22 protein-coding genes are annotated in these 22,740 nt (G+C 73.4%); 12 read left to right on the forward strand and 10 right to left on the reverse strand.

All coding sequences use genetic code 11. The features are described 5' to 3' along the window. The 4 genes from AC21LY_RS05590 to AC21LY_RS05605 are packed head-to-tail and all read right to left on the reverse strand — an operon-like array spanning nt 1 to nt 3,323. Nucleotides 1-804: an SDR family oxidoreductase gene (locus AC21LY_RS05590; protein ID WP_489045311.1), complete on the reverse strand. Its 804-nt coding sequence runs from the start codon at nt 802-804 to the stop codon at nt 1-3. After that, nucleotides 801-2,285 carry an AMP-binding protein gene (locus AC21LY_RS05595; RefSeq protein WP_489045312.1) on the reverse strand — a complete coding sequence of 495 codons (1,485 nt, stop codon included), beginning with the start codon at nt 2,283-2,285 and terminating at the stop codon, nt 801-803. Before AC21LY_RS05595 ends, AC21LY_RS05590 begins: the two co-directional genes overlap by 4 nt. Next, nucleotides 2,282-2,404: a hypothetical protein gene (locus AC21LY_RS05600; RefSeq protein WP_489045313.1), complete on the reverse strand. Its 123-nt coding sequence runs from the start codon at nt 2,402-2,404 to the stop codon at nt 2,282-2,284. The genes AC21LY_RS05595 and AC21LY_RS05600 overlap by 4 nt, the downstream gene beginning before the upstream one ends. A 31-nt stretch (nt 2,405-2,435) precedes the next feature. Beyond that, nucleotides 2,436-3,323 carry an SDR family NAD(P)-dependent oxidoreductase gene (locus AC21LY_RS05605; RefSeq protein ID WP_489045314.1) on the reverse strand — a complete coding sequence of 296 codons (888 nt, stop codon included), beginning with the start codon at nt 3,321-3,323 and terminating at the stop codon, nt 2,436-2,438. Between the two features lie 252 nt (nt 3,324-3,575). Here AC21LY_RS05605 and AC21LY_RS05610 point away from each other — a divergent pair, with 252 nt between their 5' ends. The 10 genes from AC21LY_RS05610 (at nt 3,576) to AC21LY_RS05655 (ending at nt 9,841) form a co-directional block, all read left to right on the forward strand. Then, the gene (locus tag AC21LY_RS05610) at nt 3,576-4,691 is read left to right on the forward strand and encodes a type VII secretion-associated protein (RefSeq protein ID WP_489045315.1); all 1,116 of its coding nucleotides are present in this window, start codon (nt 3,576-3,578) and stop codon (nt 4,689-4,691) included. Between the two features lie 18 nt (nt 4,692-4,709). Then, entirely contained in the window at nt 4,710-5,006 is a 297-nt protein-coding gene (locus tag AC21LY_RS05615) for a hypothetical protein (RefSeq protein ID WP_489045316.1), read from the forward strand. Continuing rightward, nucleotides 5,006-5,308, forward strand: a complete 303-nt coding sequence (locus AC21LY_RS05620; protein ID WP_489045317.1) for a YbaB/EbfC family nucleoid-associated protein — start codon at nt 5,006-5,008, stop codon at nt 5,306-5,308. The genes AC21LY_RS05615 and AC21LY_RS05620 overlap by 1 nt, the downstream gene beginning before the upstream one ends. A 105-nt stretch (nt 5,309-5,413) precedes the next feature. After that, the gene (locus AC21LY_RS05625; RefSeq protein WP_489045318.1) at nt 5,414-5,713 is read left to right on the forward strand and encodes a hypothetical protein; all 300 of its coding nucleotides are present in this window, start codon (nt 5,414-5,416) and stop codon (nt 5,711-5,713) included. Nucleotides 5,714-5,715: 2 nt separating this feature from the next. After that, on the forward strand, nt 5,716-7,080 hold the full coding sequence (locus AC21LY_RS05630) for a hypothetical protein (RefSeq protein ID WP_489045319.1): 1,365 nt from the start codon (nt 5,716-5,718) through the stop codon (nt 7,078-7,080). 66 nt (nt 7,081-7,146) lie between these two features. Beyond that, a complete protein-coding gene (locus AC21LY_RS05635; protein ID WP_489045320.1) occupies nt 7,147-7,458 on the forward strand; it encodes a PE domain-containing protein in 312 nt (103 codons plus the stop codon). Nucleotides 7,459-7,460: 2 nt separating this feature from the next. Next, nucleotides 7,461-8,405 carry a PPE domain-containing protein gene (locus AC21LY_RS05640; protein WP_489045321.1) on the forward strand — a complete coding sequence of 315 codons (945 nt, stop codon included), beginning with the start codon at nt 7,461-7,463 and terminating at the stop codon, nt 8,403-8,405. Continuing rightward, nucleotides 8,402-9,145 (forward strand): ESX secretion-associated protein EspG, encoded by a 744-nt coding sequence (locus AC21LY_RS05645; protein WP_489045322.1) that lies wholly within the window; start codon nt 8,402-8,404, stop codon nt 9,143-9,145. The genes AC21LY_RS05640 and AC21LY_RS05645 overlap by 4 nt, the downstream gene beginning before the upstream one ends. A 69-nt stretch (nt 9,146-9,214) precedes the next feature. Further along, nucleotides 9,215-9,514 (forward strand): WXG100 family type VII secretion target, encoded by a 300-nt coding sequence (locus tag AC21LY_RS05650; protein ID WP_489045323.1) that lies wholly within the window; start codon nt 9,215-9,217, stop codon nt 9,512-9,514. Between the two features lie 33 nt (nt 9,515-9,547). Continuing rightward, entirely contained in the window at nt 9,548-9,841 is a 294-nt protein-coding gene (locus AC21LY_RS05655; protein ID WP_489045324.1) for a WXG100 family type VII secretion target, read from the forward strand. A gap of 70 nt (nt 9,842-9,911) precedes the next feature. Here the strand turns inward: AC21LY_RS05655 and AC21LY_RS05660 are convergent, their stop codons facing one another. Beyond that, on the reverse strand, nt 9,912-11,363 hold the full coding sequence (locus AC21LY_RS05660) for a type VII secretion protein EccE (RefSeq protein WP_489045325.1): 1,452 nt from the start codon (nt 11,361-11,363) through the stop codon (nt 9,912-9,914). Between the two features lie 132 nt (nt 11,364-11,495). On the opposite strand from AC21LY_RS05660, the gene eccB reads away from it, so the two are divergent. After that, nucleotides 11,496-12,914, forward strand: coding sequence for a type VII secretion protein EccB (eccB, locus tag AC21LY_RS05665; RefSeq protein WP_489045326.1), 1,419 nt, complete (start codon nt 11,496-11,498; stop codon nt 12,912-12,914). A 224-nt stretch (nt 12,915-13,138) separates the two neighbouring features. Here eccB and mycP read toward each other — a convergent pair whose 3' ends face one another. After that, entirely contained in the window at nt 13,139-14,398 is a 1,260-nt protein-coding gene (gene mycP / locus AC21LY_RS05670; protein ID WP_489045327.1) for a type VII secretion-associated serine protease mycosin, read from the reverse strand. Further along, nucleotides 14,398-15,900, reverse strand: a complete 1,503-nt coding sequence (gene eccD / locus AC21LY_RS05675) for a type VII secretion integral membrane protein EccD (RefSeq protein WP_489045328.1) — start codon at nt 15,898-15,900, stop codon at nt 14,398-14,400. The genes mycP and eccD overlap by 1 nt, the downstream gene beginning before the upstream one ends. A gap of 187 nt (nt 15,901-16,087) precedes the next feature. On the opposite strand from eccD, the gene eccCa reads away from it, so the two are divergent. After that, the gene (gene eccCa / locus AC21LY_RS05680; RefSeq protein WP_489045329.1) at nt 16,088-20,134 is read left to right on the forward strand and encodes a type VII secretion protein EccCa; all 4,047 of its coding nucleotides are present in this window, start codon (nt 16,088-16,090) and stop codon (nt 20,132-20,134) included. Here the strand turns inward: eccCa and AC21LY_RS05685 are convergent. Genes AC21LY_RS05685 through AC21LY_RS05695 form a run of 3 tightly spaced genes read right to left on the reverse strand, consistent with a single transcriptional unit; the run spans nt 20,112 to nt 22,724 of the window. Continuing rightward, entirely contained in the window at nt 20,112-20,438 is a 327-nt protein-coding gene (locus AC21LY_RS05685) for a hypothetical protein (RefSeq protein WP_489045330.1), read from the reverse strand. The genes eccCa and AC21LY_RS05685 overlap by 23 nt on opposite strands. A gap of 47 nt (nt 20,439-20,485) precedes the next feature. Then, on the reverse strand, nt 20,486-21,286 hold the full coding sequence (locus AC21LY_RS05690; protein ID WP_489045331.1) for an LLM class flavin-dependent oxidoreductase: 801 nt from the start codon (nt 21,284-21,286) through the stop codon (nt 20,486-20,488). A gap of 1 nt (nt 21,287) precedes the next feature. Further along, complete coding sequence (locus tag AC21LY_RS05695; RefSeq protein WP_489045332.1) at nt 21,288-22,724, reverse strand: hypothetical protein; 1,437 nt, start codon at nt 22,722-22,724, stop codon at nt 21,288-21,290. Nucleotides 22,725-22,740: the final 16 nt, after the last annotated feature.

Raw genomic sequence — 22,740 nt, forward strand, 5'->3', positions numbered from 1 at the left:
CTATGCCTCCTCGGCGTTGAACAGGGTGACGGATGCGGTGGTGGTCAGGCCACCGTCGAGCGGGATCACGGCTCCGGTGATGTAGGAGCTCGCACCCGACAACAGGAAGGCGACGGTGCCGTCGATGTCCTCGGGGCGCCCGACCCGGCCGAGCGGGTTGGACCGCTCGATCTCCTCGCCGCGCTCCTCGAGCACGAACTTCATCATCTTCGTGGGGAACGGGCCGGGTGCGATCGCGTTCACCAGGATCGACGGTGCCAGGTTGGCTGCGAGTTGCCGGGTCAGGTGGTGGATCGCGGCCTTGGACGCGGCGTACGAGTAGTTCTCGTAGTTGGGCACCATGAGGCCGTCGATGGAGCCGATGTTGACGATCCGCGCGGGCCCGTCACCGGCCGCCGCGGCGGCCTCCAGCAGCGGTCGGGCCGCCCGGGCGAGGTTGAACGGCGTCTTGACGTTCACGCCGAACACCTTGTCCCAGGCCGAATCCGGGAACTCGTCGAACGGGGCACCCCAGGTCGCGCCCGCGTTGTTGATCAGTGCGTGCAACCGGTCCGTCTGCGCGGACACCCTCTCGACGAGGGCGCGGCAGCCCTGCTCGGTGCCGATGTCCACGGCGTGGGCGTGCACGTCGCCGAGCGCGGCGAGCTCGCGCGCCGCCTCGGCCGCCGCGTCCTCCTTGCGCGTGGAGAGGTGGACGGTGACGCCGCGGCGCAGCAGGCCCTCGGCGATCATCCGACCGATGCCGCGGGCGCCGCCTGTCACCAGGACGTGCTTCCCGCTGAGGTCGAACAGGTCGGTGCTCATCGTGCGTCTCCTTCGATCCGGGCCGCGCGGAGGGCGGACCGTCGTACCTTGCCGGCGTCGTCGCGGAGGGACTGCGCGACGAGCTCGATGGTCTTGGGCAGCTTGTGCTTCGAAAGGCGTGCCGCGAGGAACTCGCGGAGCTCGTCCTCGTCCAGCGTGGCGGTCTCCCGCGGCTGCACGATGGCGTGCAGCCGGTTGCCGAGGCTCTCATCGGGGAGGCCCACGACCGCGGCGGTCTCCACGGCGTCGTGCTCGAGGAGGGCCGCCTCGATCTCCGCCGGGTACACGTTCGCGCCGCCGACGGTGACCATGTCGCCCCGCCGGTCGTGCAGGTACAGGTACCCGTCGGCGTCGAGTTCGCCCATGTCGCCCAACGACGACCATCCGTCGAGCTCGTTCGGCACGGCGCCGATGTAGCGGTAGGTGGCGGGGTTGCCGGGCGGGACTCGGGTGTAGATCTCCCCGGTCACACCGGGCTCCGTGACCACGGCACCGTCGAGGTCGATCAGGCGCATCTCGCCCCAGGTGACCCGGCCGACGGAGCCCACGTGCTCGAGCCACTCGTCGCCGCGGATGGTGCACCCGGCCTCGGCCTCGGTGCCTGCGTAGAGCTCCCAGATGCGCTCGGCGCCCAACCAATCGATCCACTCCCGCTTGAGCCACGAGGGGCACGGCTCGGCGCAGTGCCAGAAGGACCGCACCGAGGCGAGGGAGTACCTCGCCCGGACCTCGTCGGGCAGCGCGGAGATCCGCCGCATCATGGTGGGCACCAGGTAGACCCACGTCGCCTGCGCGGCGTCGACCTCGGCGAGTGTGCGCTCGGCGTCGAACCGGCTGAGCATGGTCACGGAGCCGCCGCCGAAGACGGTGCACATCGCGGTCGAGAAGGGCGCGTTGTGGTGCATCGGCGCGGTGATGAGTGTGCTGTCGCCCGGCGCGATCTGCCAGAACGTCGGATCGAACGACGAGGTGACGCCCGAACGGCCCGACAGGATGATCTTCGGACGCCCCGTCGAGCCCCCGGAGGTGGGGGCCTTCCACGAGGTGGCGATACGGGTCTCGCCGAGGTCGGTATCGGAGCGGCCGGCCGCGAGCACGGCGAGAGTCACCGCGCCGGCCCGGTCCGAGCCGGGGCCGGACTCGGTCGCGACCACGACTGCGGGATCGCCGAGGGCGATGATGGCGTCCAGTTCGGAGGCCGTCATCTTGGGGGACAGGACCTGCGGTGTGGCTCCGGCCTTGTAACAGGCGAAGACCGCCACGATCAGGTCGGTCGAGTTGGGGATCAGCAGTGTCACGATGCGGCCGGGGCCGGCACCGCGGTCGATCAGGCCGCGGGCGATCGCGTTGCTGCGCAAGTGCAGCTCGCGCCAGGTCAGTTCGTCACCGTCGGCACGGGCGACGACGGTGTCGCCCTTCTCCGCTGCGTAGTGACCGGGGACGGCGGCGAGTGGGAAGCCGTCGTCGAGTGCGCCCGTCATGCGACCGCCTCCTTCTGTGCGGCGGCGTGCTGTGCGCGGGCGTCCTCGCGGACCACCGAGCGGTACGTGGCCGGCGCGATATCGGTGCGGTGGAGAAGTTCCGTGGCGGAACTCGTCATGACAGTGCTCGTTTCGTGAAGAACGGTTCGGTCAGGCCGGGGTCGGTGCTGCGGCGTCGGCGATCGCGACGTAGTGGTTGGTCTGCTCGAAGGCCGAGGCGTGGGAACGGAAGCCGCCGAAGTCGTCCAGTTCGTTCCAGCGGGCGGCGATCTCCTCGGCGGTGCCGCCGCCGGGGAGGTGGATCGCGGGGCCCTCCACCATCTTCGAGATGGCGAAGACGCCGGCACCCGCGCCGAGGATGACGCCCGTGGGTGCGTCGTCGGACACGAGGAAGACCGCGGCGGGCGCGATGGTCTCGGGGCCGAGCTTGGCGGCGTCGGCGGCGTCGATGAGGCCGTCCGTCATCTGCGTGGCGGCGGTGGGGGCGAGGGCGTTGACGCGGATGTCCTTGCGCGCGCCCTCGATCGCGAGAACGTTGGTCAGGCCGACGAGGGCCGACTTGGCGGCGCCGTAGTTCGCCTGGCCGAAGTTGCCGTAGATGCCCGAGGCGGAGGTGGTCATCAGGATGCGGCCGTAGCCCTGCTCGGCCATGTGCGGCCACACCGCGTTCGTGCAGTGCACCGATCCCATGAGGTGCACGTCCACCACCTTGCGGAAGTCGGCGAGGTCCATCTTCGCGAAGCTCTTGTCGCGCAGGATCCCCGCGTTGTTGATGAGGATGTCGATCCGGCCCCACCGCTCCAGCGTGGCGGCGACCATCGCTTCGACCGCGGCGAGATCGGTGATGTCGGTGGTATCGGCCACCGCGGTGCCCCCGGCCGCCACGATCTCGTCCACGACCGCCTGCGCGCCGGCGACGCCGCCGACGTCGTTGATGACGACCTGCACGCCGCGCTCGGCGAGCGCGAGCGCGTGGGCGCGGCCCAGGCCGCCGCCCGCACCGGTGACGATGGCAACTCGTCCGTCGAATCCGTTCATTGCAAAACCTCCTTGACCAGCAATACTACCAAGTATCATGTGTCTGGCATCACGTCGTGTCAAGTTCGTCGCGCATACATCGACGAGGTGCGATCTGGGAATCTGCTGAGAAAGAACCGAGCTCGGTGGTCCGTCCGGCTCGGCGGACTACTGTCCGGATCCATGATCGGGTTGGGGGACCCGGCGCGCATCGTCATCGATTGCGCGGGGGATCAATGGTACGTACGCGGGCCCGATGGTGCCGTGCGATCGGTGCCCGCACCGGAGGACGCCGACGAGTTCGCCGCGCCCGCCCGCACCACCCGGCGGTGGGCGCAGTGGCTCGCCGACGCGGCGAGCGGCTGCGCGCCGTCCCGGTCGTGGACGGTGCTGGCGCCCAGCGTTTTCGGCGGCCCGCGCCGCGGCCTCGTCGCGGCGGCCGCGGCGTCGCTCGGCGTGCACGCGCAGGTCCTGCCGCGGGCGGAGGCACTCGTACGTACCGGTGGCCTGCTCTACTGCCGTCGCGCGCTGGTCCTCGAATGCCGCGGGCCGGTCGCGCAGGCGCACGTCCTCGCCCTCGCCGACGGGGAGTGGAGAGCCGTTGCCGCGGCGTCCCACCCGGATCCGGTCCGCGCCGCCCGCCGGATCTTCGACGACGGTCTCGATCAGGCGCTCGTCGACGGCCCGCCCGAGGTCTACCGCACCGTCCGCGGCGCATTGGCGACCGCCGGACTGTGGCGGGTGGTGCGCACGGCGCAGGAGGACGTGCTCGCCGTCGCCGCTCCAGAGGCGGCGCCCCGGGAGTCCAGCCGTTCCGCTCGGGAGACACCGGACCGACCGACCGCGCATCGGTCGCGGCGGCGGTGGCCGCTCGTCGCGGCGGGTGCCGGCACCGTCGGCGTGGTTGCGGCGAGCGCGGTGGCGTGCCTGCCCGGCACGGCTCCGGCGGCGCCCGAACGCCCCGCGTCACCTGCGGAGACCTTCGTCCGCGTCGCCTTCGACGGTGCCTCCGTCGACCTGCCACGGGGCTGGGCCGTCACCGAACCCGGCCCGGACCGGCGGCTCGCGGAGGCGGGCGACGGCCGGCGGGTGACCGTGGTCCGGACGCGGCTGCGGGCACCGTCGGACCTCGCGGCCGTCGCGGCCGACCTGCAGTCCGCCCTCAGCCGCCGCTCCGACCGGCGGATCAGCGACCTCAACCCGAGTACCCGGGTCGGCGGCCGGGACGTGATCGGCTACCGCGAGCGGATCGACGCCGAACGGTTCGTGGACTGGTACGTCGTGGTGGCGGGGGCGGCGCAGCTCAGCGTCGGGTGCGAGGCGGGGCGCTCGGCTGCGCCGCTGGCCGGCGCGTGCGAGCGTGCCGTGGGCACCGTGCGCGAGGAATGAACGATGAAGGGGGAGACCATGACGATAGCCACATCGACCAACGGCGGATTGCGGGTGCGCGCCAACGACCAGGGCACGCCGCTGCACATCGCCATCGAGCGGACGGAGCTGCGGCGCGAGCCGCAGGACCTCGCCGACGCCATCGTCCGGCTGTGCCGGGAGGCCGCCACGACGGCCGGCCTGCGGCGTCGCGCCGAGTTGGAGCGGGCGGGCGTCGGGCCGGAGGTGCTGCGTGCCCTGCGGCTGCCGGAGCCGGTCGCCGAGCCCCGGCAGGCGCACGACGACGCCGTCGGCAGCTGGCTGAGGCGGGTCTGATGAGCGCCGAGATGGACCGCATCGAGGCCCGCGCGCACGAGCAGCTCCGGGTGCTGCGGCGCACCAGCACCGAACTCGACGGCCTGCGCGTCGCGGTCTCCAGCCCGGACGGCGCGATCCGGGTCGAGCTCGACGGGGTGTGCGCGCTGGTCGGGCTCACCCTGACCCCTGCGGCCTGCAGGTCCGACGGTGCCGCCCTCGGCCGGCGCATCGTCGACGTCTGCGCCGTGGCCGCTCGTGAGGTGCAGGCGCGGCGGGCCACGGTGATGGAACGGTTCCACGCGGACTTCGCGGTGGGCTGAAAGCGGTGGGGGAGGAATCGGGATCCGAATCCCGAGCTGGTGCGTCCAATTGATGAGGGCCTTATCCACCGGGCCCGCCGTAGACGATGGGGGAGAGCAATGTTCATGGCGGTCAATTCGGCGATCGCGGCCTTCGGGGCCGCCAACGCCGGGATCGGGGCGGCGGTCGTATCGGCCGGTTCGGTGGACGCGGCGGCGAACGTCGCGGCGCTCAATCCGGCGCTGGGGCTGATCGGGCAGGACTTCCTGGCGGCCTTCACCGCCGCGCAGGCCGTGCACGTGGAATCGGTCGCCGAGCTCGGTGTCCTGTACGGGGCCATCGCCGCATCGTCGGCGGCGACCGTCGCCGCGTACGGGGCCACCGAGGCGGCGAACGTCGCGGGGCTGGGTTCCGTGGGGATCTGACGGTGGCCGATCCCGTGGCGGTTCCGGCCGCGCCCGATACCGCACTCGACCCGGCGATCCGCGCCCTACTGGACCGGCCGGTGAACGAGGTGCTCGCCGCGCTCGGCCTGCCACCCGTGCCCACCGCCCCGAAAACGACGCCGCAGCAGGAACTCCCGGAGGCGCCCAAGGGCGTCCCGGAGGCCCCACAGGTGCCCGGCTTCGACGTGGCCGGGTTGGTCAAGCCGATGACGGACCTGCTCTCGACCTTCGGGTCCGGCAGCTTCTCCGGGCTGGACCCGTCGGCGGCGCTCTCCGGCGCCTCGAAGGCCCTCGAGCAGGGCGCCTCGGCGGGGATGCAGGCGATCAGTCAGCTCTCGTCGGTGTGGCAGGGGCCGGCCGCCACGGCGGCCGCGGGCAAGGGGCTCGAGGCGGCCACCGGCACCGGGCTGGCGGCCGAGCAGGGCGCCGAGCTCTCCACCGCGGTCGGCGAAGCGGCGACGGTGGTCGGTGCGGGCGAGGCCGAACTGCAGGCGATCATCGATTCGTTCATGTCCGTGATCGCGGCGCTCGGTCCGTCGTTGTGGCTCCCGCCGGGGCAGGCGGCCGCCGTCGCCGCCGCGCAGGAGCACCTCGCGCACGCGACGGAGGTGGTCTCGCGCACCAAGAGTCAACTGTCCGGGCTCAGCGCCCAGGTGGGCGCGGCGGGGCGGAAGGTGCCGGTCGCCACCCCGCCGACGACCGCGGCGTCGGCGGCGGCACAGGCCGCGGCATCGATCGTCCCCGGTGTCGTTTCGGCGGCGACGGGCGCCCTGACGGGCGTCGTGAAGCTCGCCACCGATACCGTCTCGGGGGCGGTGAAGACCGCGGTCGGGCTCGCGAGCTCCGCGGGTGAGGCGCTGGGCGGCCTCGCCGAGTCTGCGGCGGAGGCGGATACGGAAGCATCGGAAGTGACTGCCGCGGACGATTTCCCGGCCGCCGCGACGCTCACGGCCGGCGGGGCCGGCGGTGGAGGAGGATCCGGCGCGGTCGGCCTCGGAGGCCTCGGCGGCGGTGTGGGTGCGGCCGCGGCCTCGCTGGCGCAGCCCCAGTCGGCGGCGCCCGCGGCCCGCGCCCCGGTGGTGGAGGGCGGCGCCCGGACCGTGCCCGCCTCGTCGGACGTCATCACGCGTGGCGGCGTGGCGGCGCCGATGATGCCGATCGGCGCCGCGGGCGCGGCGGGGGCCCGCGCGGCGTCGGCCGGCGATCACGCCGTACCCGACTACCTCGTCACGAGCGACAACGGCGAGCAGGTCCTGGGCGATCTGCCGTTGGTGGGCCCACAGGTGGTGGGGGACGCGGTGCCCGCGGAGCGGTACGACGAGCCGGACGTGGAACTGCGCCTGTAAGAGGCGGAACCGCACCGGGAGCCGGTGCGTCTAATGAATAGGGACGACTTCGGGGGGAGTGCAATCGTGACCGGTACCAAGCTGAGCATGGATCCGCAGCAGGCGCGGGAGATCGCGCGCGGCATCGAGCGGATCGTGGAGGACCTGCGCGGCGCGCAGACGCGGTTCCAGGCGCACGCGGCGCCGGCCGCCACCGGCCGGGACGAGGTCTCGCAGACGGTGGCTCGCACCACGCAGCGCATGGGGGAGGCGCAGCTCCGCGCAGCGGAGACCGCGGTGGCGGACCTGCGCCGCCTGGGGGAGGCCGTCTCCGGGCACGTGACCGCCGTGCAGCGCGGGGACGCCGAGCTCGCCACGACTCTCGGCCTGGCGGTCTGACGGTGCTCCGCGATCCGGGCTTCACCGGCGTCGACTGGTCCTCCCGCAGCACTGAGCGGCTCGCGGGTGATCTGCTCGGCGGTGCGGGCGCGCAGCCGCTGACCACGGCGGCGCAGGAGACCGCGCGGCTCGCCGCGGCGTACGGCGAGGCCGCGGTCCGGCTCGATCGGCTGGTCGTCCAGCTCGACGGGGCGGTGGACCTGGGTCGCAAGGACGGCGCCGCTCGCCGCACGGGGCCGCTGCCGGAGTACGCGCGGTGGCTGGCCCGGCACGCGGCGGACCTGGCGGAGTACGCGGCGAAGCTCTCCGGGCAGGGTGCGGCGTACGAGACCGCCGCCCGCGCCATGCCGTCCGTCGCGGAGGCCACCCGGATGCGCACCGAGCGTGAGACCGCACAGGCCGCCGCGGCCGCCGGTGGCCCGGAACCGGCCGTCGCCGCACTGCTCGGCGCCGCAGCGGATTCCGAGCGCGTGGAACAGCAGGCGCACGGTACCGCGGCGGCGGTGATGGCGGGCTTCGAGCGCGCGGCCGAGCCGCTCCGTGCTCCCTGGGAGTTCGCCGCGCCGCCGGCGCTGCCGGGCGCCCGGACCAAGCCCGCGAAGGACAAGGGCGCAGGCTCGGGTGCCGGGCGCGGCGGGGGCGGCGTCGGCGTGCCCGCACCGCCGCTCTCGGCCTACCCGGCGGGCGCCGTGCAGCGCGGCGGTCCGGGTGGCGCCGTCGCGCCTGCCCCTACTGCGGCGAGCGGGTCGTCCTCCGGCGCCCGCGGCATCCCGATGATGCCCGCCGGCATGCTGGGTGCCGCCGGCGCCGCCGCGGCCAAGCACTCGACCCGGCACGAGGGCGCCACGCCCTCGACGGAGCCGGGCGATGCGCCGGAGGCCTTCGTGGTCCACGCCGCTCCCGCGGTCCTGGGGGCTCACGGCGAGTCGCAGGTGGAAGAACTGTGACCGCGCACGCGGTGGCGGCCCTGCGCGCCCGGTTCGGCACCGAGGTGCCGCCGGTGCTGTGGACACCGCCGGACCCGCGGCGGCCCGCCGGCCCGGTCGAGGACGCGTCGGCCTCCGGTGCGCGCAGCGCGCCGGCGGTTGCGCTCGACGACGCCGAGACGGCGGCCCTGGACGTGCTGGCCGCGCCGCAGGTGCGGATCGAGGCTCGGGGGTACGGCGTGCTCGACACCCGCTTGTGCCTGGCGCGAGCGGGGCACCTGACCGCGCGCGTGGTCCGGACGGCGGGCACCGCCACCGTCGACCTGCCGCACTGCGACGGTTCCGCGGACCGGTTGGCGGTACTCGTCGCACCCGTCCTCGGGTCGGCGCAGCCGGCGGCGCCGGTCGTCGCGGCGTCCTTTCCCGCCGAATCCGGTAGGGCTGCTCTGCGCTCCGGCGACGCGGGCGAGATCGCCGCGGCGTTGCGCGCCATCGGGGTGGACGCGGACGCGGCCCGGCTGATCGGCAGGTGCTTCGCGCGCTCGCAGCGCAGCGTCGAGTTCACGGTGCACGCGGGCGATCGGCGGTGCGGGACCGTGGTCGCGGTGGTCGACTCGCCCGCCGGGCGCATCGTGGTGCGGACGGCGAGCGAACCGGGTGCGGGGGAGTGGATCTCCGTCGCCGAGGGAAGCACGCATCGTATCGGCAGGGCGCTCCGGCGCGCCTGCGAGGAGCTTCCGGGAGGCGGCTGGACGCCGTGACCGGGGACGGCACGCACCATCCGGTGCGGGCCGAGACGTGCCGGCACGTCCGGCGGGGAGGAGTACGACATGGGAACCAGGGCCGAACTCGCGGCGATGAAGACCGGTGCGGAGACGCTGGACGACCTGGGGGTGCAGATGAAGACGACCCTGGGCCAGCTGCGCGGCGACGTGGAAGCCACGCAGGGGGTCTGGGCGGGTGCGGCGCAGGTCGCCTTCCTCGGCGTGATGGCGCGGTGGGACGAGAGCGCCGCGAAGGTCAACACGGCGCTCGTCGACATCAGCACCATGCTCTCGAGCAACACCACGAGCTACGGCTCGCAGGAGGAGCAGAACACCTCCGAGATCACGTCGGCGCTGAACCTGTAGAGAAGAATCCGAAAGACAGAGGGGGACAACACCATGAGCGATTTCATCCGGTACGACTACGCCACGATCCGCGGCGCGCTCGACGACATCGCGCAGCGCACGACCGTGCTGATGCAGCAGGCCGACGCGATCCGCACGGAGCAGAACAAGTTCGCGAACGCCTGGGAGGACGAGGAATCCGCGACGGCCTACCAGGCCGTGCAGACGCGGTGGAACACCAGCTTCGAGGACATCAACAATCTCCTGACGCGGGTGAAGACCGCGGCCGAGAACGCCGTGGTGTCCATGCAGCAGACCAACACCCAGGCCGCCGCCGGCTGGCAGTAGGCGGGCGGGAGCGAAGACGGGCCCGGCAGCCGGACAAGGGCTGCCGGGCCCGGCCGTACTCGGTGCGCGATCAGGCCACGAGTCGCAGCGTCGCCGCCGCGCCGTCGGTGCGCACGGTGAGCATGCCCGGCATCGGCTGACTGAGCACGACGTCCGCCTCGCTCACCGGGGACATCCCCGCCCGCTCGAGCCGCCACACGGTGCCCGAGGGTTCCACGGCGCCCGGAGCCGTGCCGGCGGCCGTACCGTCGAGGACGGTCACCGTGTAGTCGGAGGGCTGCAGGGGCGCGAACTGCGGTGGATAGCGCCACCCTGAAATCCAGAGGTGCCGAGGCGAACCCGTCCAGGCCACCAGCGGCTGCCACATCGCGGGCCGACCCGTCACGATCAGTACCCTGGCGCCCGTGGCGACGGCCCGCTCCACGAGTTGCCGCGCCGGATCGTCCGCCACCGCCGCCCAGACGGTGCGCACTCCGCGACCGTGCAGCCGAGCGGAGACCGGGCCTCCGCTCGCGTCGGAGCCGAGCACTTGGCCGCAGCCGGCGAGCGGGACATGGAGCGCGTCCAGAGCGCTCGCCGGTCCCGTCGCCTCCTGTGCGCTGCGGCGAGTCGGTGCGGTCGGCCCGGCGGCCGACCGCCAGGCACTGAGCCGGACGCCCCCGGCCGGATCGGCGCGAAAGGACAGTGCCGCACGGCCCGGCGCGTCGACGGTGAAAAGGGCTCCCAGATCGCGCCGCGCGAGTGTCTCCGGATCACAGGGGACGGCGTCCGCGGGGGCGGTGGGATCGACCGCCGCCGCCTCGGACGGGCCCAGCGGCACGGCCGGGATCCCCCGTGCGCGGAGCACGTCGACGGTGCGCTGCGCCAGCATCGCGGCGACCCGCAGTTCGCTCGACGGTCCGCCACCCCGACGCGCGCAGGCTGCGGCACAATCGGCCGCGTCGATCGTCACCGCGACGACGGCGTCGATCGACGCCCAGCGCTGCAGTGGCCCGAGGAGCTGCTGGTACCGCAGCCGCGGTGCGAGGGGTTCGCCCGGTGCGCGGCCGCCCACGAGGAGCAGGTCGGTGCGCGCGGCGGGCGTGTCCGCATGCCGCAGGAGCGCGGCGAGCGGCCCCAGGGGGATCGACGGGTCCTCCTTCCGCGCCATGGCGATCAGCAGCGGCGCCGACGGTGCCAGCCGCACGAACACGGTCAGCCTCCGGTCCGTGTGGCGGACCCCGATCTCCCCGCCACAGGGAGCGGGCGCGGCGGTGATGCATGAGCGCGCCGCGCCCCGGACGGAGAGCCGGTCGGCGAGGCGTTCTGCCCCCGACCGGCCCCGCACGCGGAACAGGGCACCCACGCCGACGGTGAGCGTCGCCGCCGCGGCGGCCCAGTGCGGCCCGCCGAACCCCGCGACCCCCAGACCGGCGGCGGCGCTGGCCGATTCCGCGAGTAGTACGGCGCCCGTCGTGGGCCACGCCGCGCGATGCCACCTCCCGGGCGCGATGAATTCGGGTGAACGAGTGACGTTTTCCATGTGCATCCCCCTGCGAAGGCCCGCCGTCTCCCCCGAAACGTGGTGCCGTGCGCCGAAAGTACCGTATTCTCGGCGTCACGACGGTCGCTTCGGGGGAAGTGATCGGCACGCACCTTGGGGGAGGGCGGCTTCATGCGGAAGCAATTGACCACGCGCGCGCAGGTCAGTGGCTATCGGTTCATTCTTCGCCGAATGGATCATGCGCTGCTGCGCCGTGATCCGCGGATGATCTCCGATCCGATGGCCTCGCAGTCCCGCTCGCTCGTCGTCGGTCTGGTGCTCGCGCTCGTCATCACGGGTGGGTGCGGCGTCCTCGCGCTGCTGCGCCCACAGGGGGCGGTGGGTGACGCGAAGATCGTGCTCGCCAAGGAGTCCGGCGCACTGTACGTCCGCGCCGAGGACGTCCTGCATCCCGTGACCGGCCTCGCGTCCGCGCGCCTCGTGGTCGGTGAGGCGGAGCAGCCCACCGCAGTCAAGGACCGGCGGCTCAGCGACTTCCGGCGCGGTCCGGAGGTCGGGATCGTCGGCGCGCCGGCGCAGATCCTCGGCCCGGTGTCGGCGTGGACCGACGGTGCCTCCCCGTGGCTGCTGTGCGACCGGACGCGGCCGGCACCGTCGGACATGCCCACCGCACGGGACGCGCTCGACACGATGGTCACCTCGGTCGATGCGGGCACCGCCGATGACGGCGCGGTCCTCGTCCGCCGTGGGGACGAGCACTTCCTGCTGTTCCGGGGGGTTCGAGCCGCGATCGATCCCACCGACCCGGTGGTCCGACGGGTCGCCGGGATCGACGGCGCCGTCGCCCGCGCCGTCAGCGCGCACGTGCTCAACGCTTTCGCCCCGGTCGATCCGATCGTCGTGCCCCAGATTCCCGGTCGCGGGCAGCCGTCGAACGCCGTCCCCGGAGTCCGGGTGGGTGACGTGGTCCGCGTCGCGGACGCGGACCGAGATCGGTTGTACGTCGTGCTCGCCGACGGTGTGCAGGAGGTCGGATCCTGGGCGGCGGACCTGATCCGGTCCGGCGACACCGGTGGCGCGCCGATCGCGACGGTGCCCGCGACAACGGTCGCCGCGGCTGCGTTGCGCCGCACCGTTGCGGTCGGCGCCCTGCCCGACCGCCGGCCGTCGCTGCGGACGCTGCGCGATGCGCCGGTGCTCTGCGCGGCGGCGTCCGCCGACGGACGGGGCGGGGGCACCGTCGAACTGCGTACCTTCCGGGCCCTCCCCGGCCCCGACGATCCCGTCGCGCTGGCCGGCGCCGACGGTGCGGGGGACGCCCTCGATGCGGCCGCCATCCCGGCCGGATCGGGCGAGTACGTGGTGGCGGCCGAGCCCGGCGGCGAGCGCCGGGACGGGCTCTTCTACATCTCCGATTCGGGAGTGCGCTACGGCATTCCGGACTCGGCGACGGCGCAGATCCTGGGTCTGAAGCACAAGCCGAGGCCGGTGGCGTGGTCGGTGCTCACCGCGATCCCCGCGGGCCCGGACTTGACGAGGCAAGCGGCATCGGTCACCCGCGACGGAACGCCGATCACCCTCTCCCGCTGACTCGCCTTCCGGATCCGACGACGTCTCGGGTGGTAGAGCGTCCTGAGGCAGGCGTCGACCGGGTTCGGGCTGCACTCGCTTCGGTTCTCGAGGCTGCGCGTTGAGCGTACCGGTGATCCAATCGACGAGCAGCTCGCTTACGCAGCGGAACACCCGTTGAGCGCGTAGACGCGGACGGCCCCGCACCGGGCCGCCCCGACCGGGTCCGTACGGAACACTGACGTTCAGCGGCGCGCGAGGCACGCAGCGATCGCGGCGATGACGAGGAGCGCGACCCCGCCGAGCGCGACGGTACGCGGGCGGGTGTCCGGCGCGGGCGCCGCGGCGATCTCTAGCCTCCCGGGCGCCGGGGCCTCGCCGGGCAGGGTCGCCGAGACCGCTGCCACGGGATCGACGATGCCCGCGCCACCGGTGCTCGCGGACCGCCGGGCGGTGGCCAGGATCCGGGCGCGCACCTGGGCGGCGCTCAGGTGCGGGAACCGGGCCCGCACGAGGGCGGCGACCCCGGCGACGTACGGTGCGGCGTAGCTGGTTCCGGCGAGCGGCGTCGTACCGGACCGGGTCGTCTGGGCGTTGGCCAGCCCAGCTCCGCGCGGCTCGAGGGTGGTGACGTCGGTTCCGGGGGCGGCGACCGCGACCCACGGGCCGGCCAGGGAGAACTGTGCGGCCCGGCCGTCGGGTTCGGTGGCGCTCACGGCGAGGACCTGTTCCGCGAACCGCGCGGGCGACGCGATCGTCGCCGGCCGCGCCGGATCGGTGTTCTGTTCGGCGCAGGCGGTGCCGGAGTCGACGTTGCCGGCCGCTGCGACCACCACGACGTTCCGCTCCGCGGCGAACCGCACCGCGCGACCCAGGGCGTCGTCCCCGAGCGCGGACGCGGAGCCCGCACAGGCCACCTCGGAGATGTTGATGACGGTGGCCCCGAGGTCGACGGCGCGAACCACCGCATAGGCCATGGTGGTCACGTTGCCATGGCTGTTCACTCCCCGTTGCTTCGGCTCGAAGGCGGCGCTGGCCTGGCGGATCGCGATGATCGAGGCCGCCGGCGCGACGCCGGCGAAGGAGTCGCCCGGCGCGGGCCGGCCGGCGATGATCCCGGCGACCGCCGTACCGTGGGCATCGCAGTCGTCGCGGCCGTCCCCGGTGGAGACGTAGTCCCCGCCGGGGATCACCTCGCCGAGCCGAGGATGGGGCGTGACGCCGGTGTCGATCACCGCGACCCGCTGCCCCTCGCCCCGGGTGAACCGCCACGCCTCGCCGAAGCGCAGCGACCGCGCCGCGTGATCAGCGCGGGAGTAATCGGTTCCCGGCTGGGTACGGAGCGTATTGCACTGCGTCCGTTGCACCGTGGGAGCAAGAGGGCCGACGGGGCCGCGCGGTGCACCGTCGGGCGGCGGATCGGCGGACGCCGGCCAGGACGGGACCACGGGCACGGCGACCGCGAGCACCACCGCCGCGGCGGCCGCCCGGATCCGGTGCCGCATCAGAGATTCCGGACGGTGGCGTAGACGTCCCACACCCAGCCCAGCAGCGGTCCGGCGGCGGCGATCGTGAGGTACTCGCCGAGTTCCGCCAGGCGCCGCTGCACCGGGGTGAAGACCCGCCGCGGTGCCGCTGCGCCGCAGGCGAGTGCCAGGCCGGCGATCACGGCGAGTACGACCAGCCCGACGACCGGCCACGAGCCGTATCCCCAGGCGAGGCTCGTGGCGGTGCCGATCGCGACGGTCGCGCCGCTGAGCACCGTCGCCCCTGCCTGGACGGGCTCCGCGTGCGTGCGGCCCCGCAGACAGAAGGCGACTGCCATGACGAGTGCGAAAGCCAGGTGATGCCCGGGCAGCTCCCGCGATGCGGCCCCCACCGTCAGCGCTGCCACCGCCCCGGCGGAGGCAGCGCCCACGGTGATCCCGGTGCAGATGCGCTGCGCCAGATCGGAGTGCGGCGGACGGTCCCGCTCAGGCTGCTCCTCGCCGAGTCCCGCTGCGACCGCGCCGATCCCGGCCACCGTGGGTGGCGGATCGTCGTCGATCGGGTCGATCCGCTCGCCCGCGGCCGGGACGTGGGGCAGCGGCAGCCGTGCCGCGACGGCGGCGATCCGGGCGGCGAAGACCAGTACGAGATACCCCGCGATCGCGATAGTGGCACCGATCGCCGCGCGGTGGCCGGGCAGCCACAGGGCGGCGAACAGGGCCGGCCCGGCGAGCGCCGCCGCGGCGAGGAGCGCCGTGTGCACCGCGGTACCGCGACCGGTGAACCGCAGCGCGACGAGCGCGGTGACGGCCGCCGCCCCCGTCGCGAGCAGTGCGTGCGCGGGACCGTACCGGCCGTCGGCACCGAGCGGCACGACGAGGGCGCCGGTGACGGCGGCGAGGGCGGTGGCGCACATCGCCAGCGCGGTGGGGACCGGTCCGGGCGACGCCGCTCGCCGCGCGCACAGCACCGATCCGACGATCAGCGCGAGAGACGCAGCCCCGCACCACAACTGTGCGAAGACATGATCGACCCCGGGGCGGTCACCGTCGGCACCGCGGGGCGCGAGGCCCAGCCGGAGCGCCACCGCGCCGGTCGCGATGGTCGCCAGCCCCAGCACCACCAGGCCGACGAGGGACGCCGACCGTTCGTCCCAGCGGCGTCCCACCACGAGATCCGCCGCGGTGCGGTCGAAGACGTCGTCGAAGACGGGAGGTGGGGGAGGTGCGTCGGCTACGAACAGGACGAGCAGGGCACCGTCGGTGATACCGGCGTCCGCCGGGGTGCGCGGCCCGGGAAGCGGCTCGCCACCGACCGGTGCCAGCCGCCAGGGGCGGGACCACGCCGATTCCGCCGAGCCGCCGATCCGATCCCCGAACAGCCGGATCAGCTCGGGGATCAGCACTTCCGTCGGCGTGAGCAGCGGCAGGGAGACGTCGACCTGTGCTCCGCCGCACAGCACGGAGACCCGGCTCAGCCGTGCCACCTCGGTGGATGTCTCCTCCATCGTGTCCGTCACAACGCCCCCTCGCATCGCCCTGCTCGGCCCGTGGAACAAGGGCCCGATACTCATTGGACGCACCAGAGCGGCGATCGGTTCCCTTCTGCCCGGGGTTCGCCGAAAGACCTCCGGCCGCGGGCCCGGCGATGCACAGTGGAGTCACGACGGTGCGTGGGGGCGCGCCGCAGTCCGGGGGAGGCCGAGGGTGGCTGACACGACCGACGTGGTTTTCGAGCCGGTCACAGAGGGATTCGCGCGGAAGCAACGGCTTGCGCCGCCGCGCACGCCCGGTGGTGAGGTGGCGCTGCAGGCGCCGCCCGAGATCCCGCGCGCCGTGCCCGGTGGACTGCTCGCCAAGCTGCTGCCGGTGGTCATGGTGGTCGCGGTGGTCGGCATGATCGCGTTGATGTTCACCTCGGGCAGCGCGATGATGCAGAGCCCGTTCATGATGATGTTCCCGCTCATGATGCTCATGTCGATGTTCGGCATGTACGGTATGAACAACAAGGGCAACGGCGCGTCCGCCGCCGAGCTCAACGAGGACCGGAAGGACTATCTGCGCTACCTCGGACAGGTCCGCGCCCAGGTGGACCGCACGCGCGCGGAGCAGCGCGCCGCCCTCGAGTGGATCCACCCGGATCCCGCTGCGCTGCCCGGGTGCGTCGGCTCCCGGCGGATGTGGGAGCGGCGCCCGGCGGACCCGGACTTCCTGCACGTCCGCGTCGGGGTGGGCAGCCAGCGGCTCGCCACCCGCCTGGTCCCGCCCGAGACGGGGCCGCTCGAGGACCTGGAGCCGGTGTCGACGGTGGCGCTGCGCCGGTTCGTCCGGCACGGCGCGTCGGTGCCCGGCCTGCCCGTCGCAGTCGCGGTGCGCGGCTTCCCCGCCGTCGGGCTCAGCGGCCCGCGCGCCGAGGTCTTCGACACGGCGCGCGCGATGCTGCTGGCCCTGGTGACTCTGCACGGACCGGATCACGTGCGGATCGCCGCCGCCACGCCCGATGTCGACTCGGCGGAGTGGGGCTGGCTGAAATGGCTTCCGCACGTGGCGCATCCCACGCAGTGCGACGGGCTCGGTCCCGTACGCACCGTGTACGGCTCGGCGGCGGAGCTCGAAGACGCGATCGCCGTGGAGCTCGCGGAGCGCGGCGCGTTCTCCCGCTCCGCGCCGGCCGATCCCACCCGGCCCCACCACGTGATCCTGCTGGACCGGGGGATCGCGGTCACGCCCGGCGGTGTGCTCGACGTGGCCGTCGGGATCGACGGCGTGACGGTGCTCGATCTGTCTCCGGAGCCGGATTCGCTCGCGGCCCGGAGCGGCCTGAATCTGGTGATCGACGAGTCCCGCAGACTCGGCGCCCGCAGCGCGGCCGGAGTGGAGTACTTCGCCCAGCCGGACGCGGTGACCGCGGGCGCGGCGCAGGTCACGGCGCGTCGGATCGGCCGGTTCCGCCCGGCGTCGATGGCCGAACTCCTCGATTTCGACGGTGCCGCGGGGCCTGTGGATCCCGGCCTGCCGGCCCTGATCGGCATCACGGACGCCGCCGCCATCACGCCGGAGTCGGTGTGGCGCGAGCGCTCCGCCCGCGAGCGGCTGCGGGTGCCGATCGGGATCGGCCCGCGGGGCGAGCCCGTGGAGCTGGACCTCAAGGAGGCCGCCGAGAACGGCATGGGCCCGCACGGATTGTGCATCGGGGCAACCGGATCAGGAAAATCGGAATTCCTCAGGACACTGGTGCTGTCCATGGTGGCCACCCACCCGCCGGAGGCGTTGAACCTGGTGCTCGTGGACTTCAAGGGCGGTGCCACGTTCCTCGGCCTGGAGAGTCTTCATCACGTCGCCGCGGTCATCACCAACCTCGAGGAGGAGATCGCGATGGTCGACCGCATGCGCGACGCCCTCTCCGGGGAGATGAACCGCCGCCAGGAGGTGCTGCGCCGGGCGGGCAACTTCGCGAACGTCGGCGAGTACGAGAAGGCGCGCCGGGCCGGAGCGCCGCTGGATCCCATGCCCGCGCTCGTCGTGATCGTCGACGAGTTCTCCGAACTGCTCTCGCAGAAACCCGATTTCGCGGAGCTGTTCGTCGCGATCGGTCGGCTCGGCCGGTCGCTGCACATCCACCTGCTGCTGGCCTCGCAGCGGCTGGAGGAGGGCAAGCTGCGCGGCCTCGACTCGCACCTGTCGTACCGGATCGGTTTGAAGACCTTCTCCGCCAGTGAGTCCCGTGCCGTTCTCGGCGTGCCGGACGCGTACCACCTGCCGTCGACGCCGGGCGCGGGATACCTCAAGTTCGACGCCGATCCGCCGCGCAGGTTCCACGCCTGCTACGTCTCGGGCGAGTACGAGCCGCCCGTCTCCGCCGCGTCGACGGCGCGCCGCGGTGCGGTCGGCAACGCGGCGGTGCGCGAGTACCGCAACGCCCCGGCGCCGGTCGAACGCCGGCGCTCCGGGCTGCCCGCGGGCCTGATGCGGATCCCGGCGCAGCCCGGCGATCCCGTTCCGGCGACGGGCGTACCGTCGTCGGCCGCGCCGGCACACGGCGCACCGTCGTTGTTGCAGACGATGGTGGCGCGCCTGGCCGGGCACGGGCTCCCGGCGCACGAGGTGTGGCTGCCGCCGCTCGACGATTCCGCGCCCGTCGGTGACCTCGCGGCCCACCTGCGGCGTACCGATTCGACACCGCTGCGCGTGGCGATCGGCGTGGTCGACCGGCCCTACGACCAACGGCGGGACCTGCTGCTGGTCGATCTGCACGGCGCGCAGGGCAATGTCGCGGTCGTCGGCGGTCCGCAGTCGGGCAAGTCGACCGCGCTGCGGACCCTCGTCGTCTCGGCGGCGCTGACGCACACGCCGCGGCAGATCCAGTTCTACGTGCTCGATTTCGGCGGTGGCTCGTTGGCCGGCATCGCCGGCGTCCCGCACGTCGGCTCCGTGGCAGGCCGACTGGACCCGGACCGGGTGCGCCGCACCGTCGCCGAGGTGACGGGCGTGATCCGGCGGCGCGAGGCGGCCTTCCGCGAGCACGGGGTCGCGTCGATGGCGCAGTACCGCGCGCACCCCGCGGCGGCCGCCGATCCGTTCGGCGATGTCTTCCTCGTGATCGACGGCTGGCAGGTGCTGCGGACCGAATTCGAGACGCTCGAGCCGCAGGTGAACGCGGTGGCCACGCAGGGACTCTCGTACGGCGTGCACCTGGTGATCGCGGCGTCCCGGTGGGGCGAGATCCGGCCCGCGGTCAAGGACCAGCTGGGCACCAGGATCGAACTGCGGCTGGGTGATCCGATGGACTCCGAGATGGGCCGCCGGGTGGCCGGTTCCGTGCCGGTCGGCCGGCCCGGTCGGGGGATCACCTCCGAGCAACTGCACATGCTCGTCGCGCTCCCGTGCGGCACGACCGCCGCGGACCTGCCCACGGCTCAGGGGGCGATGGTCGACGAGCTCGCGCAGAAGTACGACGACCGGGCACCCGAGGTGCGGATGCTGCCGGATCTGGTGCTCCGGGACCGGATCCCGGCCCGCCGGGACGCGCCGCCGACGCACGCCGTCTTCGGCGTCGGGGAGTCCGAACTCGCCGCCGCCACTCTGCAGTTCGAGACGCAGCCCTTCTTCCTCGTCCTCGGAGACAGCGAGTGCGGCAAGACCGAGACCCTGCGCACGATCATCGCCGGCCTCGTCGCCGGCGGTTCGCCGCAGCAGACGAAGATCGTCCTCGTCGACTACCGCCGGACGCTGCTCGGCGCGGTCGAGGGAGACCACCTCGCCGGCTACGCCTCGTCGTCGGACGCCCTGACGCCCATGGTCGCCCACCTGGTGCAGGTCCTGAGGGACCGGTGCCCGGGCGCGGACGTCACACCACAGCAGCTCAGGGACCGGTCGTGGTGGACCGGTCCGGACATCTACCTGATCGTCGACGACTACGACCTCGTCGCGAGCGCCACCGGCAACCCGCTGGCACCGCTGCTGGAACTGCTGCCCCAGGCGCGGGACATCGGCCTGAAGGTGGTCATCGCCCGGCGCAGCGGCGGCCTCGCCCGCGGCCTGTACGAGAGTTTCCTCGCCCGCATCCGCGACCTCGCCGCCGACGGCCTGGTGATGAGCGGCTCCCGCGACGAGGGCACCGTGCTCGGGGCGGTGAAGATGTCGCCGCAGCCGCCCGGTCGCGGCACCTGGGTCTCGCGGGCGCGCGGCGTCGAGCTGGTGCAGGTCGCGATGGTCGCTGGACCGGAGAGCGCTATCGGCCCCGAGTCACCGTGACCGTCCCGGTGAGCGCCGGCCACGGCGGCTTCCGCACCACGGCGAGCGAGGCCAGCGTGGCGGCGATGAGCCCCGTCGTCACGCCGAGCAGTGCGATGCGGTCCGCGTCGACGGCCGGCGACCACACCGCCTGCCCGTCACGGACGGTGTAAACGCCGATCGCCGAGACCCGGTCCTCGCCGCTGCGGCGGCGCCGGATCCGCGAGACGGTGATCACCGTCGTCCCGTCGGGCGTGACGTGCGGATCCCCGAAGACCACGCCCCGCGGGGCGGTACCGGGCACGGACCTCAGCTCTGGGCGCATGCCTCCATCATGCGCCGAGATCGTGGGGGAGGGGAGCCGTCGGCGTACTACGTTCCGGCCAAGCGCGCCACGACCGGACGCATCGCGTCGACGGTGTGCCCGCCGAGCGCGATGAACGAGAAGCCGTACTGCTCGCGGCGGCGGCGAAGGGTCGCGCAGATCTCGTCGACGGAGCCGTCCAGCACCGCCGGGGAGTCCACGGCGCGGAGCGCGTCGAGATCGGAGCCGATGAAAGCGCGGGCATGGGCGGGGACGGCGCCGTTGACCGCGAAGATCGAGCAGGCCAGCTCCACCCGGTCCCGCAGCGGCGCGGTCAGTTCCGCGAGCCGCTCCGCCGTGGTGGTGGGCGCCGTCGCCAGGGCCACCGTGTCCGCCCGCTCCCGCGCGACCGCGAGCGCCTTCGGGCCGCCCGCGGCCATGAGCACCGGCGTGTGGCCGGCACCGTCGAGCGAGGCGAGCGCGTCCAGGGTCTGCACGACCCGGGCGAGGCGCTGGGAGCCGGTGCCGAAGGGCACGCCGAGCGCGGCGGCGTCGCCCGCCACGTCGGGGCGGCCCGTGCCGATGCCGAAGCGATACCGGCCGCCGCTGGTGGCCGCGAGCGAATGTGCCTGCCACGCCGCGTGCTTCGGGTCGTGCAGTGGCGCGGCGACCACGAAGTTCGCCACCTCCAGTGTCGAGGTCGCGCCGAGCGCCACCGCCGCAGAGGTGAAACCGTCGGGCAGCGGGTAGTTCTCGGGTAGCGCCAGCACGTCGAAGCCGTCGGACTCGACCGAGCGGGCGTAGCCGGCCCAGTCGCCGAGCTGCGGCACGGGCAGTGCGACCAGCGCGAACCGGAACGGTCTCGTCATCTCACGAACCTCCTTGTTCCGGGCCGACGGGGCCCGGATCGTCGGGTTGGACCAACCGGAAGTGCGAACGTTCCCGCTCCATGAACCGGCGTTCGTAGACGCCCTCGAAACGCTTGCCGCTGACGGTGCCACTGAGATGCAGCCGGTCGCGGTCGAGTCGCGCGGTCACCCGCAGCGGGGCGTCGTTCTCGCGCTTGCGCATCTCGAGGACGTCGCCGTCGAGATCGAGCCGCCACGCCGTGGTGTAGCCGGACGGCTCCTGGGTGACGACGCTGTCGTAGATCTCGCCCAGCTTCGTGATCGTCTCGTTCGAGCGACTGCCGCGCAAGGTGATCGCGACGTTCGACCACGCCGCCGGATCGCGTTGGGTGAGGCCCGCCGGCGCACCGTCGATGGTGAAGGACGTCGCCCGCCAGACCCCGTCGAGGTCGGAGCGCGGCGTGTGGATCACGTAGGTCATCACCACCCCCTGCGCGGCGATGAGGACGAACATCAGGCCGGCCACCGCGAACTTCACGACCTGGCCCGTGATCCGGGACCACGCGCGCCCGGCGCCGGCGACGGGGAGCGGCGCCGGGGGCGCCGGTGCCGGGCGGTGGAAGACCACGCGCGCCAGGTTGGGCAGGGAGGGCACGGTCAGCGCGATCGCCACGAGCAGCAGCTCGCCGGAGACGATCTTCACCGGCACGTCGTAGAACAGGTTGAGCAGGAAGACCTGGCTCATCGCCACGATCGCCACGAGCGACCCCAGGAGCGACGTGCGCCGCCACAGCAGCAGGATGCCGGCCAGCAGCTCGACCAGGCCCGTGACCACCATGTACGGGACCGACGCGCCCATGAAGCCCCACAGCGTGGTGAACAGGCTGGTATCGCCGGTGAGCTGCAACTGGTGCGACGGGAGGATCATGAACCCCATCTGCGTGGGGATCACCTTCGCGAGGCCGTAGATGATCATCGAGATCGCCAGCACGAACCGCGCGAGCACGCCCAGCAGTCCCAGCAGGGAGCGGTAGTTCGGGCGGTCGCGGTCGAGCGCCGTCCACACCGCCACGATCACCAGGCCGACGACGATCCAGCCCAGGTGCACGCACCACTGCCACAGGTTGTCGCCACCCGCGGAGAGGACGATGTCGACGCCCTCGCCGCGGCTGACGTAGCTGCCGATCTGCGCGAGCAGCCACCAGACGCCGGAGAACCGCCAGACGAGCGCGAGGCCCGCGTTCCCGTACAGCGAGAGCAGCATGATGCCGCCGCCGAGCACGAACAGCAGCCGGAAGGCCAGCTTCTGCACGCCCGACCACCGCGGCTCCGGCGGTGCGGCCGGAGGGGCGGGCGGGGGTGGTACGGGCGGTCCGGCGACGAACGGTGGGACGGTCGCGGGCACGGGCGTCGACGGTGCCGGCCCCGCCGGTTCCGCACGGCTCTGAGGTGCGCTCATGCCGTCATCGTAAGTC

The sequence above is a fragment of the Tsukamurella sp. II2bb genome (assembly GCF_057815145.1).